The sequence below is a fragment of the Nocardia sp. N2S4-5 genome (assembly GCF_044628355.1).
Classification (GTDB): domain Bacteria; phylum Actinomycetota; class Actinomycetes; order Mycobacteriales; family Mycobacteriaceae; genus Nocardia; species Nocardia wallacei_B.
Window position 1 is genome coordinate 2984959 of the sequence record NZ_JBIUPM010000001.1, and the last position, 14055, is coordinate 2999013.

Annotated in this window: 13 protein-coding genes; 8 read left to right on the forward strand and 5 right to left on the reverse strand. The window is 69.7% G+C overall.

The genetic code is table 11. The features are described 5' to 3' along the window. Window positions 1–35: 35 nt before the first annotated feature. Entirely contained in the window at window positions 36–1100 is a 1065-nt protein-coding gene (locus ACFMRZ_RS13425; RefSeq protein WP_400179410.1) for a CHAP domain-containing protein, read from the reverse strand. Window positions 1101–1233: 133 nt separating this feature from the next. On the opposite strand from ACFMRZ_RS13425, the gene ACFMRZ_RS13430 reads away from it, so the two are divergent. The 7 genes from ACFMRZ_RS13430 (at window position 1234) to ACFMRZ_RS13460 (ending at window position 7932) form a co-directional block, all read left to right on the forward strand. Then, window positions 1234–2157 carry an N-acetylglucosamine kinase gene (locus ACFMRZ_RS13430; RefSeq protein ID WP_400179411.1) on the forward strand — a complete coding sequence of 308 codons (924 nt, stop codon included), beginning with the start codon at window positions 1234–1236 and terminating at the stop codon, window positions 2155–2157. A 72-nt stretch (window positions 2158–2229) separates the two neighbouring features. Beyond that, window positions 2230–3762, forward strand: coding sequence for a sodium:solute symporter (locus ACFMRZ_RS13435; RefSeq protein WP_400179412.1), 1533 nt, complete (start codon window positions 2230–2232; stop codon window positions 3760–3762). 121 nt (window positions 3763–3883) lie between these two features. After that, complete coding sequence (locus tag ACFMRZ_RS13440) at window positions 3884–4756, forward strand: MurR/RpiR family transcriptional regulator (RefSeq protein ID WP_400179413.1); 873 nt, start codon at window positions 3884–3886, stop codon at window positions 4754–4756. Window positions 4757–4778: 22 nt separating this feature from the next. Further along, window positions 4779–5678: an N-acetylmuramic acid 6-phosphate etherase gene (gene murQ, locus ACFMRZ_RS13445; RefSeq protein WP_400179414.1), complete on the forward strand. Its 900-nt coding sequence runs from the start codon at window positions 4779–4781 to the stop codon at window positions 5676–5678. Between the two features lie 13 nt (window positions 5679–5691). Next, window positions 5692–6504 (forward strand): MBL fold metallo-hydrolase, encoded by an 813-nt coding sequence (locus tag ACFMRZ_RS13450; RefSeq protein WP_400179415.1) that lies wholly within the window; start codon window positions 5692–5694, stop codon window positions 6502–6504. Between the two features lie 158 nt (window positions 6505–6662). Continuing rightward, entirely contained in the window at window positions 6663–6884 is a 222-nt protein-coding gene (locus ACFMRZ_RS13455) for a hypothetical protein (RefSeq protein WP_280274931.1), read from the forward strand. 13 nt (window positions 6885–6897) lie between these two features. Next, the gene (locus tag ACFMRZ_RS13460; protein ID WP_400179416.1) at window positions 6898–7932 is read left to right on the forward strand and encodes a fused (3R)-hydroxyacyl-ACP dehydratase subunits HadA/HadB; all 1035 of its coding nucleotides are present in this window, start codon (window positions 6898–6900) and stop codon (window positions 7930–7932) included. Between the two features lie 8 nt (window positions 7933–7940). Here ACFMRZ_RS13460 and ACFMRZ_RS13465 read toward each other — a convergent pair whose 3' ends face one another. The 4 genes from ACFMRZ_RS13465 to ACFMRZ_RS13480 all read right to left on the reverse strand — a co-directional run bounded on the left by ACFMRZ_RS13465 (window position 7941) and on the right by ACFMRZ_RS13480 (window position 11988). Beyond that, a complete protein-coding gene (locus ACFMRZ_RS13465) occupies window positions 7941–9176 on the reverse strand; it encodes a hypothetical protein (RefSeq protein WP_280365044.1) in 1236 nt (411 codons plus the stop codon). A 220-nt stretch (window positions 9177–9396) separates the two neighbouring features. After that, window positions 9397–9747, reverse strand: a complete 351-nt coding sequence (locus ACFMRZ_RS13470) for a hypothetical protein (protein ID WP_280274928.1) — start codon at window positions 9745–9747, stop codon at window positions 9397–9399. 121 nt (window positions 9748–9868) lie between these two features. Further along, window positions 9869–10270 carry a hypothetical protein gene (locus ACFMRZ_RS13475; RefSeq protein WP_187687389.1) on the reverse strand — a complete coding sequence of 134 codons (402 nt, stop codon included), beginning with the start codon at window positions 10268–10270 and terminating at the stop codon, window positions 9869–9871. 134 nt (window positions 10271–10404) lie between these two features. Next, window positions 10405–11988: an alkaline phosphatase D family protein gene (locus tag ACFMRZ_RS13480; RefSeq protein ID WP_400179417.1), complete on the reverse strand. Its 1584-nt coding sequence runs from the start codon at window positions 11986–11988 to the stop codon at window positions 10405–10407. Between the two features lie 471 nt (window positions 11989–12459). Here ACFMRZ_RS13480 and ACFMRZ_RS13485 point away from each other — a divergent pair, with 471 nt between their 5' ends. Next, entirely contained in the window at window positions 12460–13986 is a 1527-nt protein-coding gene (locus ACFMRZ_RS13485; RefSeq protein WP_400179418.1) for a bifunctional phosphatase PAP2/diacylglycerol kinase family protein, read from the forward strand. The last annotated feature ends 69 nt before the right edge of the window (window positions 13987–14055 follow it).

The window sequence follows — 14055 nt, forward strand, 5'->3', positions numbered from 1 at the left end:
CGCGCGGCGGCGACCGCCCAACACGCCGATCGGGCTTATACCGGCGCGGGGGTCCGGTCGTTCGCCGGCGGATGGATCACGCCGGCGAAATTCCCGCTGGAGATGTTGTAGGTGCGCTGCCGCACGGCATCGCCGGAGTTGCCCTCGATCGTGGTGATGGTGTTGCCGTCGCGCGCCACGACCACGCCGATGTGGTGCTGGCCGCCGAAGACGACGAGGTCGCCGGGGCGGGCGGCGCCCATATTGCTGTCGGCGAGCCCCTGCTTCGCGGCGTCGGACCACACACTGGGCACGTAGTTCTTGTTGGACCAGTCCACGTCGATACCGGACTGTTTCCACACCCAGGTGGCGAACGACGCGCACCACGCGTCATTGATGTTGTACGGCCGATTCACATGGTTGGTGCCCTGTTCGGTGACACCCAGTTCGTTCGCGGCGAAGCCCTTGATCTTCTCGACCAGGCTCGCATCGGCGGGCGGCACATAGCTGGTGCCGGACCAGGTCTGAGTCAGTGGCGCGGTGGTGCCACCGTAGGCGCTGCTGATCGGGTTGTCAGGCGCCGAGCGATCAATGTGGTTGGCGTGCTGCTGGATATCGGTCGAGGCCTGCTGCATGCGCTGTTCGACCAACTCCATCGTGGAGGCGCAGGCGGACAGCAGTGGACCCTCCACCGAGTCGGGCCAGTACGCCACGCCCTTGTCGGTGTAGCTCGCCCCGAGGTCCACCGAGTCTTTCAACAGGCCCCGCAGCCGCTCGACGGCCTGCTCGATGTCGGTATACGCATCACCGGCGGCGGTGTAGGTGCCATAGGAGGAGCTGTCGACGCCCTCGTCGTTGGTCTCCATCTGATGTTCGATGCCCTGCAGGGCGGTGACCGCATCGTTGTGGTTCGTGGTCGTGATCGACTGATTCTGGTCGTCGATGAGCTTTTCATCGCGTAGCAATTTCACGAATTTGGGCGCCCGCGACGGCGTACCCGCGCCCAGATTGTCGACGTTGGCCTGGATCGCGGCATGCGTGGCGGTCATCGTGCCCTTCAACCTGCCGGAGGCGTACGGGGGCACATCGAATTCCGGGATGACCCGGTAGTGGTCGGTCATCGCAGCTCCCACCCACAGCCTGGCAGCGCACTCACGAACAGCGCCATCGGGAATCCTCAATTCGCCCAGGGACCGACGTGGTTCGAGTATCAACCATTCCCAGAATTGGGATGTTTCGCCCATGATGCTCGTTATGAGCACCGCAATCCTCGCCGTCGATCTCGGTAAGACCGGCTGTCGCGCGTCGCTGCGGATCGACGGGACCGAGCGAGCCCGCGCCGACGGTCCCGGCGCCCCGGGGCTGGCCGCCCGCGACGGCGTGGCGGCCGCAGAGCGTGCCGTGACCGCGGTCGTGCGCGAAATAGATCTGCGCGCAATGCCTTTCGTGCTGTCGGTCGGTGCGGCGGGAGCGGCCTCCGCACCCCGTGCCCGCATCGAATTCGCCCGGCTACTGGCCGGGACGCCGGCGGTGACGGCGGTCGCGGTCACCTCCGATGCCGTGACGGCGCACGCCGGGGCGCTCGGCGGCGATCCGGGCGTCGTGCTGACAGCGGGGACCGGCGCGGTGGTGACCGCGGTCGATCCGACGGGCCGGTTCACCCGGATCGATGGCTGGGGACCACTGCTGGGCGACGAGGGCAGCGGTGGCTGGATCGGCCTCCAAGGCCTGCGCGCGGCGCTGCGCGGCCACGACGGACGCGGACCCGACACCACGCTGGCCGCCGCGGCCGCCGATCAGTACGGCCCGCTCGACACGTTGCCCACGCTGTTCGGCGACCACGAGAACCAAGCCCGGCTCGCCGCGGCCTTCGCCCCCGCGGTCGCTGCCGCCGCGGCTGCCGACGAGGTCGCCGCGGAGATCATGAGTGCGGCCGGGCATGCTCTGGGGCGCGCCGTGCTGGCCGCGATCGACCGCGGCGGGCTGGCCGCCCCGGTACCGTATGCGGTGACCGGTGGGCTGATCGAACTCGGCGCGGCACTGTGGGCGCCCGTGGACCGCATACTCGGGGGGAGGGTCGAATACCGGACCGCGCACGGCCGCCCGATCGACGGCGCCGCGCTGCTGGGCGCCGACACCACTACGGCGCTGGAACCGTTGATCACGCGGATTTCGTGAGATTTGTTGACATATTAACCAATTCGTCTGACACTTACTTGCAGCATGCCCGCTGCGTTACCGGGAGTCGCGATGCACGCACTGAATGTCGGTGTCATCGTCGTGTACCTGGTAGTCGTCGCCTGGATCGGGTTGCGGCTGTCCGGAAGACAACGCTCCGCGGGCGAATATTTCGTCGGCGCGGGCCGAATGCCTTGGTGGACTGTGTGTTTCTCGGTCGTCGCCACCGAAACCAGTGTGCTGACGGTCATTTCGATTCCGGGCGGAGCTTACACCGATCAGGGATTCGGCAACGTCGAACTGGCCTTCGGATACATCATCGGCCGCACCGTGGTCGCTATCGCCCTGATTCCGCTGTACAAGCGCGGCGGATTCGTCAGCGCCTACGAGTATCTGCGGCAGCGCTTCGGCCCATACCTGCAGGGCGTCGCGGCGGTGACGTTCGTGCTCACCCGGCTGCTCGCCGAGGGTGTGCGGCTGTTCGCCTCCGCCATTCCGATCGAGCTGCTGCTCGGCGAGTTCGGTATATCCCTCGGCTACGACGTGATCATCGTGGCCCTCACGCTGCTGACGGTCGTCTACACGTATCTGGGCGGGATCAAGGCGGTGATCTGGACCGACGCGCTCCAGATGGGCCTGTATCTGCTCGGTGCGTTGATCGCGATCTGCGTACTGACCGGGCACGTCGGCGTCGCCGGCTGGTCGGATGCGCTGCGGCACGGCAAGTTCCGGCTCTTCGATACGGACTTCGGCCTGGCGCACATCCTCACCAGCAACTTCGCGCTGCCCACCGCCATCATCGGCGGAGCGCTGTTCACGATGGCCTCGCACGGCTCGGATCAGCTGATCGTGCAACGCATTCTGGCCACCCGGTCGATCCGCGACAGCCAGCGGGCCATGATCGCCTCGGGGGTGTTCGTCGCGGTGCAGTTCGCCGCCTTCTCGCTCGTCGGCGCGCTGCTGTGGGCCTACAACGGCGGCAGATCGCCCGCGGCGCTGGGGCTGTCGAGCGCCGACGGGCTGTACCCGGATTTCATCGTGCACGGGCTGCCGGTGGTGATTTCCGGGCTGCTGGTCGCCGGAATCCTCGGCGCCGCCATGGGTTCGCTGTCCGCGGCATTGAATTCCATGGCCAACTCCACCGTTGCCGACATCGTCCGCGGCTGGTCCCGGCGCGCGGTGTCCGACGCGGCGATGCTGCGCCTGGGCCGGTTCACGACGCTGGTGTGGGCGGTGCTGATGGCGTTGTTCGCCATGGGATTCAGCACTACCACCGGCAACGTGTACCTGACCGCGCTGGCGATCGCGGGCTACACCTACGGCGCGCTGCTCGGCGCATTCCTGCTCGGCCGGCTGGTCCGGCGCGCCAACCAGTTCGACGCGATCGTGGCCTTCGCCGCCACGGTGATCGTGATGGCCTTCGTGGTCCGGGTCGTCCAGATCGAGGTCACCGTGGCGGGCACGGTGACCGAGAAGGGCATCGCCGCACAGTGGCTGGTGCCGATCGGCGTCGCGGTCACCCTGGTCGTCGGCGGGGTCAGCAGCCGGTTCCATCCGGCTCCCGAGCCCGCGCCGCCGCCCGAATCGGTGCGGGCGGTGGCCTGATGCGATACCCGGAACGTGTGTTGATGCGGTGGGGGCAACCCTCCGGCGATATCGTCGCCCCCGTGACCGTGTCGACCGCCCGCTGCCCCACCCCGACCCTCCACGCTGGACGGATGACGCGATGAACGACGGTGACGATGTCCGCACCCGCCTGCTGGCGGCCCTCCCCCGGCTCACGCCGACCGCACGACGGGTCGCCCAGGTGATCCGCGACGATCCGGCGGGCACGGCGCAACTGACGGTGAATCAACTCGCCGAACGCGCCGAGACCAGTACCTCGGCCGTGGTGCGCCTCGCCAAAACCCTTGGCTACGAAGGGTATCCGCAGCTGCGGCTGGCGCTGGCGGCCACCGGCACCGAGGACCGCACCCCCGTGCTCGCCACCGATATCGACCCCGACGACACCCCACCCAAGGTGCTGCACAAGCTGGCCGCCTTCGAGACCGAGGGCCTGCTCGCCACCGCCGAACGCGCCGACGCCGCGACGATGGCGGCGGTCGCCGACCAGCTGGCGCGGGCCCGCCGGGTCCAGGTGATCGGCATCGGCGCGTCCGGGCTGGTGGCGATGGACATGGCGCAGAAGCTGACCCGGATCGGCATGTGGTGCGGCGCCTGCACCTCCGAGGACGACGCGCTCGTCCAGGCCAGCCTGCTCGGCGCCGACGACGTGATCATGGCGTTCTCGCATTCCGGGGAGACCATCGGCATCGTCGAGGCGGTGCGGCGAGCCGACCGCGCCGGCACCGCGACCGTCGCGGTGACCGCGGGCGCCGGTTCCACCCTGGCGGCCACCGCCGCCCGGACCATTCTCGCCGCCGGACGCGAGGACGGCTTCCGCTCGGCGGCGATGGCCAGCCGGATGAGCCAGCTGCTCATCGTCGACGCCCTGTATGTCGGTGTGCTGCAACGCACTCCGGCGGCCGCGCAGGCACTGCACCGCACCTACGACGCGGTCGCCGACCGCCGGATCCCCCGGCGGCCGAAGGAGGCCTGATGGCCGGGCAGCGGGAGGCGTAGTGGATGACATCGGGGCACTGACCACGGAGACGCCCAACCCGCGTACCACGGGGCTCGACTCGATGCCCCCCGACACCCTGCTGCGCACCATGAACGCCGAGGACGCGCACGTGGCTTCCGCTGTGTCCCTGGCGATTCCGCAAGTCACCCGCGCCGTCGAGGTGGTCGTCGCGGCACGCGCGCACGGCGGGCGGCTGATCTACGCCGGTGCGGGCACCAGCGGGCGGCTCGGCGTGCTGGACGCGGCCGAATGCCCGCCCACCTTCGGCACCGATCCCGGTGAGGTGGTCGGCATCATCGCGGGCGGTCCGCGGGCGCTCACCGAGGCGGTGGAGGGCGCCGAGGACGACTTCGCCGCCGCCGGAAGCGATCTCGCGGCCATCGGCCTGGGCCAGGCCGATGTGGTGGTCGGACTCGCGGCCAGCGGCCGCACGCCCTACGCGATCGGCGCCCTGGACTACGCGCGGTCGATCGGATGCGCGACCGTCGCCGTATCCTGCAATCGCCCCGCCGAACTCAGCGGGCACGCCGACATCGCCATCGAAATAGACACCGGCCCCGAGGTTCTCACCGGCTCCACCCGGTTGAAGGCGGGCACCGCGCAGAAGATGGTGTGCAACATGCTCTCGACCGCGGTGATGGTCTACTCGGGCAAGGTGTACGGCAATCTGATGGTCGACATGCATCCGTCCAACCGCAAGCTGGTCGACCGGGCGCGGCGGATCGTCGCCGAGGCCACCGGCGTCGACCCGCGCGCCGCGGCCGCCCTGCTCGACGCGGCGGGCGGCCATGCCAAGACGGCCATCGTCATGCAACTGGCCGGGGTCGACGCCACCCGGGCGCGGCAGATGCTCTCGGCCACCGACGGTTTCGTGCGCCGGGCGGTGCGCGAACGCTGAGGAGGAGTCGCCGATGTGGAAGATCTGCAAGACCTGCGCGGTGGAACACGAGGCCACCGCCGCCGTTTGCCGGATCTGCTCGGACGAGCGGCAGTGGGTGCCCGCGGCCGGCCAGCAGTGGACCACCCTGCCCGAACTCGCCGCCGCGGGCCACGCCGTGCGAGTGCGCGAACTCGAACGCGACCTGTTCGGCCTGACCGTCGAGCCGGGCATCGGCATCGGCCAGGAGTCGCACCTGATCCGCACCCCCGCGGGCGCGGTGCTCTGGGACGTGACCGGTTACGTCGACGACCGGGCCGCCCGGCAGGTGCGCGAACTGGGTGACATCGTCGCCATCGTGCCCAGCCACCCGCACCACTACGGCGTCCAGGTCGAGTGGAGCCGGGCGCTGGGCGGTGTGCCGGTGCTGGTCGCCGAGCCCGACCTGGAGTGGGTGGCCCGCCCGGACCCGGTGATCCGGCCGTGGACGGGCCGGGTCGAACTGCTGCCGGGGCTCACGCTGCGGCAGCTGGGCGGCCATTTTCCCGGCAGCGCGGTGCTGCACTGGGCCGCGGGCGCGGACGGGCGCGGCGTGCTGTTCAGTGCCGACACCATCCAGGCGAATCCGGATCGCACGTCGGTGGCGTTCATGCGCAGCTACCCGAACCGGATCCCGCTGTCACCCGCGGTCGTCGACCGGGTCGCGGGGACGGCCGGGGAGTTCGAGTTCGACCGGCTCTACGACAACTTCGGCAAGACCCTCGACTGTGACGCCCGTGCGGCGATCCGCCGCTCGGCCGACCGCTATATCGCCTGGGTCCGCGGCGATTTCGACCATCTCACCTGACGCGGCGGTTGGGTGGCGTCACCGAGCGCCGCACCGCCGTTGGTGAGCGCAAACAAAACAACTGCGGCGTAATACTTTTGGCGTTCGCACCGGATTACCTTCTCCGTTCGACGGGTCATCGACGCCCCGGATCCCCGCGATACGAGAAGTGAGCCGGAATGAGTACGCAGTCGTCGTGGCCCCAGGCAGCGCCCGACCCGAGGACCACCGTGCGCCGTAATCGGGTGACCGTGGTGCAGGTCCTGCTCGCCCTCGGAGCCCTCGCGGTGGTGGCCGCGGGCTGCTACGCGCTGGTCGCGGGCGCGTTCCCGGCGGAAACCACGACACCGGCCGTGGTGCCGCCCTCGCGGGTCATGTGGACCGGCGTGATGCCGCGGTAACCGTAGGAGGATTATGGAAACACTGACCCGCACACCGGCCGATCAGGCTCGACGGCTGGTCGGGCACCGCTACCGCCGCACCGACCACTACGAGGTGGGCCGCGAGAAGATTCGCGAACTCGCCCGCGCACTGCAGGACTCGCATCCGGCGCACTGCAGCGAATTGGCCGCCGCGGAACTGGGTTTCGACGCTGTGATCGCCCCGGCGACCTTCGCCACGCTGCCGTGGATGCGGGCGCAGGAGGAGGTCTTCAGCTCCCAGCTCTACGACTACGACCTCGGCCAGGTGTTGCAGTCCGATCAGCTGCTGGAGTTCGCCCGGCCCCTGGTGGCCGGTGACGTCCTCACCGCGGACGTGTACTTCCAGTCCTTCCGCCAGGTCCGCGATCTCGACCTGCTCACCACCAAGAACGTTCTCACCGACCGGCACGGCGTGCCGGTGCAGTCCGGGACCACCACCCTGGTGGCCCGCGCCGGCGGCGTCCGCTCCGAGCTGGTGGACGGAATCATCATGACCGGCCTGGGTACCGCCGACCGGCAGGATCGGCACGCGGACGCCCTCGGCCCGCTGCTCCCGATCTCGGGCGACGCCATCACGGTGACACCCCTCGGCCGTCGGCCGCGAACCGCCTGCACCGCAGGCGATCTCGCGCCCGGAGACCAATTGCCCACGCGCACGGCGCGATTGACGCGCAGTGACCTCGTCAACTTCGCGGGCGTGACCGGCGACGCCAACCCGATCCATTTCAGCGATGCGGTCGCCGCCGCCGCGGGACTGCCGACGGTCGTCGCGCACGGCATGCTCACCATGGGGCTGGGCGCCGGCTACCTGACCGACTGGCTGGGTGACCCGGCGGCCCTGACGAAGTACGGCGTGCGCTTCGCGGGCACGCTTCCCGTCGGCGCCGAGGCACCCAGCTCGGTCGAATTCGGTGGCACGGTCACATCGGTCGATCGCCGGCAGCGGACCGCGACGATCGGACTCACCGCGATCGGCAACGGCCGCAAGCTGTTCAGCCGCGCGACCGCGGTGGTCGCGCTGCGCTGAACGAGGATCTACTCGTCGTCGTACCCGCCGTTGACCCGCTGCTTGGCGTTGCGGGCACGGCGGCGTTCGGCCCGCAGCTCGGCGAGTTCCTGCTCGAGCGTCTCGGCGATCCGGAACTGGCCGGTGTCGTAGACGCTCAGCGGGTCGCCGTCGTCGGCCGCGGCCGCCTTGGCCTCGGCGCTCTTCTTGACCTTGCTCACGCCGTTCGAGGGCGCGCCGTTGGCGCCGTTGACCTCGTCCTTGGCATCGTCGAGCCGCCAACTCTTGGCGGTGGTGGCGCTGCTGGGGGTCTTCGCGGTCCAGATATCGGGCTCCTCGACCGGATCCAGCACATCGCCGGTCTGGGCGTTGCCCTCTGCCTTGGCCTCCGCGGCGCCCGGCAGGGCGGCCTGCGGCACCGGCGGACGGGTGTCGGGCGCGGCCTGCCGGATGAAGCTCACGAAGGTGGGCAGCGTGCGGCGGATCTGCTCGGCCGGGTCGGGCAGCTCGCGCACCTGTTCGGTGGCGCGGACGATGGCCTGGCCGTAGCGGTGACTGGCGGCGTTGTGGATGAGTAGCGAGACGCCGATCATCACCGGGGCGACCGCGTGCACGCCCACCTCGTACCACTGGGCGGAGCGCAGGTACGGGTAGGTGTTGAGGACCACCGTCAGCGAGAGCAGTCCGAGTTCGGCCAGGGCGACCTGCCGGGCGCTGTCCAGGATGCCCCACTCGGCGACCTTGTTGGTGCCGATCATGATGATGATCAGGCAGACGCTGATCATCCCTTCCAGCAGGTAGCTGAACCAGAACAGCGGGTCGGCCGCGCCGCCGGGCGCGATGTTGTGCTGCACGTTGACCGCCGACCACAGCATGCCGGCGCCCACCACGGCCGCCAGACCGCGCTGCGACCAGGCTCGGTGCCGGTACAGCGAGGCCAGCTTGGCGTGCGGGCTGGACTCGCGCCGCTGCGCGGCAATGGCCTTGCGGGCCATCAACAGATCTCGCATATCGGCCTTCGCGATCGCCTCTGAGGTCTGCCGGGCGCGGTCGGATGCTGAGGCCGCCGCCTGGACGTTCTTCCAGCGCTGGTCGCGTTCCTGCTCGCGAATCTTCTCGGCGAGTTCGCGCTCGGCTTGGAGTTCGTCCTCCGAGAGCGCGTCGGTCAGCGCGGGGTCGAACTGGTACGCCAGCCGCCCGCGAGCCCTCTCGACACGCTTCGCCAGCTGCGCGACCTCGTCTCCTTGAGGGCGTTCGAGGGTCAACGCGACCACCGCCCGGTGACAAACGATGGCCGACAAGTGATCACGTGTGGGAACGGCACACGACATTAATAGTCGATCGACCGCCGTGAGCGAAACTGTAGATTTGCCGAAATCCAAGGTTCCTCGGCGTGCCGCGCGCGACACGCCGAGGACGGTTGACAGAGTGTCCTTGCAAAGCAGGACAATTCGTCGGTTTTGCGTCGAATGGCGGGGGACTTTATCAGGCAGCCGCCGCCGTGGTGAGCATTCGGCGCACGCCGTCGGGATCGGCGACGTCGACCACGAGCCGAGTGAAATCGCTTCCGGTCAAATCGATACGGACCGCGCGACCGTCGAACAGGGTATCCCAGAACTCCTTACGGCCCTTGCCGCGGAACGTTCCGGCGGCGATCACGCCGGGGAAGAAGGCGCCAGGGGTGCGGACCCACGGCGGGCGGCTGTCCACCAGCGCCGGCCCGACCGCGACGACGGCGGACAGCGGGAAGCTGAGCTGCTCGCGCAGGCCCAGGAAGCGGTGTGCGCCGCGGACATGGATCGTCACAGTGTTTCCCGTGACCTCGATGTCGACCATCGTGCACCTGCCTCTCACGAGATGAACTGGTCATCTCCCAGCATGCGCACTGTGGCTGACGTGAGTCTGAGCCGTTCCTATGAGTTTCCTCAGATTCCGGGCGGCTCAGGTGATCGACGGCTCAGGAATACGCCGACGGGCGGCGCCAGGCCGTCACCGGCTGCAGGTAGCCGTTGCGGCTGAGCCACTGGACCGTCTCCGCGAGATCGTCTGCGGGAAGGCCGGAATCGCGCGCCAGCTCGTCGATGGTGCGCACACCGTCCGCCTCGCGGATCTCGTGCAGGACGTACAACTCGAATTCGGTGAGCTGGTGATGCGAGCTGAGCATGTAGGTCGCGCCGACGGCGAGCTGCCACGCGGTCACGCCCACGATGTAGCGATGCCGCTTCAGCCAGGCCAGTGTGTCCTCGACCTCGTAGGCGGGCTCGTCCAGCAGTCGTGCCAATTCTTCTGCGGTGCGGGCCGCTCGGCTTTCGGTCAGAACCTCGAGCGCATAGGCCTGGGCTGTGGTGAGTTCAGTCATTCCTCGATACCGGCGGGAGAGAGTCGTAACGTCGTAGCGACAGCAGACGATACATGTAATTCGGCCATTTCACCGCGCGAGGTTGTTTCCCACTGGTGACGGGAACTAGCGGGGGCGGTGCGGCCCGGGCTGTGCTACGCGGCGGCGGTGCCCGGAACACCGTCTTGCACAACGAAACCGGCTCGGGTGGTGATCGGGGCGCCCGGCTCCCGAATGTAGGGCACGACCCGAAAGTCGCTGCGCCACAGCCCATGGTCCAGGTCGACCCGCACGTAGCCGCGCTGTCCGTTGAAGAACTTCAGGTCGGGGTTGGCGTCCAGCAGCAGGCGGCCGCGGTCGGGCAGGTCCGCGCCGTCGCCGCCGGTGGTGATCGAGGTGCCGGTGAATTCGGTGGCCACCACCGGTGATTCGGCGCGGGCGTAGTCGCGGCGCAGATCGGCGGCGTAGTTCTCGTGCCGGTCGCCGGTGATCACGACGACGTTGCGGACGCCGCGGTCGGCCGCCGCGCCCAGCACGGTGTTGCGGTCGGCGACGTATCCGTCCCACGAGTCGGTGCCCACCGCGGTGGCCGGGCCCGCGTCGTAGTCGGACTGGGCCATGGCCACCTGATTGCCGATGACCTGCCAGCGGGCGGGCGAGGAGGCGAGGCCGTCGAGCAGCCAGTCCCGTTGCCGCGCACCGAGTATCGTGCGGTCGGGGGCGAACCGCTCGTCGCAGTCGGTGACCAGGCTGCCGTCGCCGCAGGCCTGCCGGGTCCGGTACTGCCGGGTGTCGAGCATGGTGATCTCGGCGAGGTCGCCGAACCGGTAGCGGCGATGCAGACGCATGGCCGGACCGGACGGCAGCTGCGCGAGCCGCAGCGGCTGATGCTCGTACATCGCCTGGAACGCGGCGGCCCGGCGCCGCCGGAACAGGGCGGGAACGCGGTAGATGTCGATGCCCAGTCCGGGCGAATCACCGGCCCAGTTGTTGTCGACCTCGTGATCGTCCATGGTGACCAGCCAGGGGAACGCCGCGTGGGCGGCCTGCAGCGGGCGTTCGGCCTTGTTCTGCGCGTAGCGCAGCCGGTAGCCCGCCAGGTCGACGGCCTCGGTCCAGAACTGCCGGTCCATCGACACCCCGGCCCGGCCCAGCATCCAGGCCCGCTCGTAGATGTAGTCGCCCAGGTGCACCACCAGGTCCAGGTCCTCGGCGCTCATGTGCTCGTAGGCGGTGAAGTGGCCCGAACTCCAGGACTGGCAGGAGGCGAACGCGAATCGCCACCGCGCGGTGGGGCTGCCGGACGCCGGCGCGGTGCGGGTCCGGCCGACCGGTGAGACGGCCGCGCCCGCCCGGAAACGGTAGAAGTACCAGCGGTCCGGCGCCAGACCACGCACCTCCGGATGCACGCTGTGTGCGAACTCCCGCGTCGCGACCGCCGACCCACGGGCCACCACCCGCCGAAACCGCTCATCGTCGGCCACCTCGTAATCCACGGTCACCGGCGCCAGCGCCATCCCACCCAACCCGTCCGGTGCGAGCGGATCAGGTGCCAGCCGAGTCCACAACACCACCCCATCCGGCGTCGGATCCCCCGACGCCACCCCCAGCGTGAACGGATCATCCCCTACCCTGCGCGGCGCCGCGAACCGCGCACTCCCCGCCGCCGACACCCCCACCACCAACGCCCCCGCCCCAGCACCCCCAAACCTCAACAACTCCCGACGCGACAGCACCATAAATCAGCCTAACCCGCCCGAAGACCAGCCCTCCGATTCGCGAGACCAGCCCTCCGATTCGCGCCGACCAACCCACCCGCCCTCCGGGACACCTCAACGCACAGCTGCCACGGCATCCCCGACACCACGGCGGAGCACCCCTCGACGCACCCGCTGCCGGGCACTCGCCACGCGTCGTCCCGGCACGCTTTTGGCCGGGATCCATCTGCGAGATCCCCGCCAAAAGCACGCGGGGATGACGGCAGGTACTCGCGGGGATGACCGCAGGTACATGCAGGGATGACGGCGGGTACATGCGGGGATGACGGCGGGTAGAGGCACGAGGCGCGAGACACGAGGCGCGAGGTGTGCGTTGTACGGCCTGGGCCATTCCGCTTCAGGGTGGCTGTGTTTGGTCCGAAGGTGGTGGGGGGCAGGTGTTCTCGTGGTGCGGGTGGGGTGGGTGGAAATGTCGCCGGTAGGGTCGATCTGGTGAGGAAGTGGTTGCGTCGTAAGTCCGGCCCGGTCAGCCGCTTCGATCGGGCCGTGAGCGCGGCGGTGGCGATGCTGCCTGTGTCGGCCGCGGACCGTGGGATGCTGCGGTTGACCAGGTCTGCGGACAACGGGGTGCTGTGGCTGGTTATCGCGGGGGTGCTGGCTACTCGCAAGGGTGCGAGCCGGCGGGCGGCGCTGCGCGGCGTGGTCGCGCTGGGGGGCGCCACGCTCAGTGCCAACACGTTCAAGACGGTCGTGGGGCGGCATCGTCCGGCGCCCGAGTTACTACCGCTGGACCGGCGACTGGTCCGGCGGCCGATCTCCTCCTCATTCCCTTCGGGGCACAGTGCCTCGGCCGCCGCGTTCGCCACCGCCGTCGCGATGGAGAGCCCGCGCAGCGCGCGCGTGGTGGCGCCGCTGGCCGCGACGGTCGCGTATTCGCGGATCCACACCGGTGTGCACTGGTCCTCCGATGTGCTGGTCGGCGCGGCGATCGGCAGCGGCATCGCGCTGGCCACCCGGCGCTGGTGGCCGGTGCGGCACTCGGACGAGGCGCAGGCCCGGCCGGTCCGCGAGGCCCCCGTCCTCGTCGACGGCAAAGGCCTTGTGGTGGTGGTGAATCCGGCATCGGGCACGCCCGGCTACGACCCCACCGACGACGTCGCCCGTGCCCTCCCCATGGCCACCGTGCTGCGCACCGAGCCCGGCGTGGACTGCGTCGCGCAGATCGAACGGGTGATCGCGGAACGCGACGACCGGCCCGCCGCGGTGGGCGTCGCGGGCGGCGACGGCACGGTCGCCGCGATCGCGACGGTGGCGCTGCGGCACGGACTGCCGCTGGTGGTCATCCCCACCGGCACCCTGAACCACTTCGCCCGCGACGCCGGCGTGTACGACCTGCGCGAGGTCGTGGACGCCACCGGCGCCGGGGAGGCCGTGTCGGTCGACGTGGCGAGTGTCGAATACAGCGACACCGGCGAGTCCCACACCCAGTACTGGATCAACACCGCCAGCCTCGGCGCCTACTCCGACCTGGTACGGCTGCGCGAGAAGTGGCAGGAGCGCTGGGGCAAGTGGCCCGCCTTCGCGGCGGCGCTGGTGGTCACGCTGCGCCGCGCGGAACCGATCCGGGTCGAGTTGAACGGCCGCCGCCGCGATGTGTGGTTCGTGTTCGTGGGCAACGGTTCCTACGATCCGCCCGGCGCGGTCCCGGCATTCCGTTCCCGGCTGGATTCCGGCCTGCTCGATGTGCGCTGGCTGCGCGCCGACGTCAGGTTCTCCCGGACCCGCGCCGCGGGAGCGCTGCTGCTGGCCGCCATCGGGCACAGCAAGGTCTACGGCGAGCAGATGGTGGCCGCGCTGACCGTGCGCCTTCCGGAATCGCAGGCGCTGGCCACCGACGGCGAGGTGGTCGGGGAGGCGACCCGGTTGCATTTCAGCGTGCCGGGGCAGATCGCGGTCTATCGCCGGGACGAGAACAATCCGCAGTGGGAGGACCGCCCCCGCCCGCACCATCGGCAATAGCGGTTCCCGCCGATTCCCCAGCGGCCCAGGGTGATAATCGATGCCCGTGACGAATCACGGTGTGCCATA

What these genes read in the sequence shown, in the direction of transcription:
- ACFMRZ_RS13425 (WP_400179410.1), bottom strand. Translation starts at nt 1,100, where the DNA reads ATGACCGACCACTACCGGGTCATCCCGGAATTCGATGTGCCCCCGTAC.
- ACFMRZ_RS13430 (WP_400179411.1), top strand. Translation starts at nt 1,234, where the DNA reads ATGAGCACCGCAATCCTCGCCGTCGATCTCGGTAAGACCGGCTGTCGC.
- ACFMRZ_RS13435 (WP_400179412.1), top strand. Translation starts at nt 2,230, where the DNA reads ATGCACGCACTGAATGTCGGTGTCATCGTCGTGTACCTGGTAGTCGTC.
- ACFMRZ_RS13440 (WP_400179413.1), top strand. Translation starts at nt 3,884, where the DNA reads ATGAACGACGGTGACGATGTCCGCACCCGCCTGCTGGCGGCCCTCCCC.
- ACFMRZ_RS13450 (WP_400179415.1), top strand. Translation starts at nt 5,692, where the DNA reads ATGTGGAAGATCTGCAAGACCTGCGCGGTGGAACACGAGGCCACCGCC.
- ACFMRZ_RS13455 (WP_280274931.1), top strand. Translation starts at nt 6,663, where the DNA reads ATGAGTACGCAGTCGTCGTGGCCCCAGGCAGCGCCCGACCCGAGGACC.
- ACFMRZ_RS13460 (WP_400179416.1), top strand. Translation starts at nt 6,898, where the DNA reads ATGGAAACACTGACCCGCACACCGGCCGATCAGGCTCGACGGCTGGTC.
- ACFMRZ_RS13470 (WP_280274928.1), bottom strand. Translation starts at nt 9,747, where the DNA reads ATGGTCGACATCGAGGTCACGGGAAACACTGTGACGATCCATGTCCGC.
- ACFMRZ_RS13475 (WP_187687389.1), bottom strand. Translation starts at nt 10,270, where the DNA reads ATGACTGAACTCACCACAGCCCAGGCCTATGCGCTCGAGGTTCTGACC.
- ACFMRZ_RS13480 (WP_400179417.1), bottom strand. Translation starts at nt 11,988, where the DNA reads ATGGTGCTGTCGCGTCGGGAGTTGTTGAGGTTTGGGGGTGCTGGGGCG.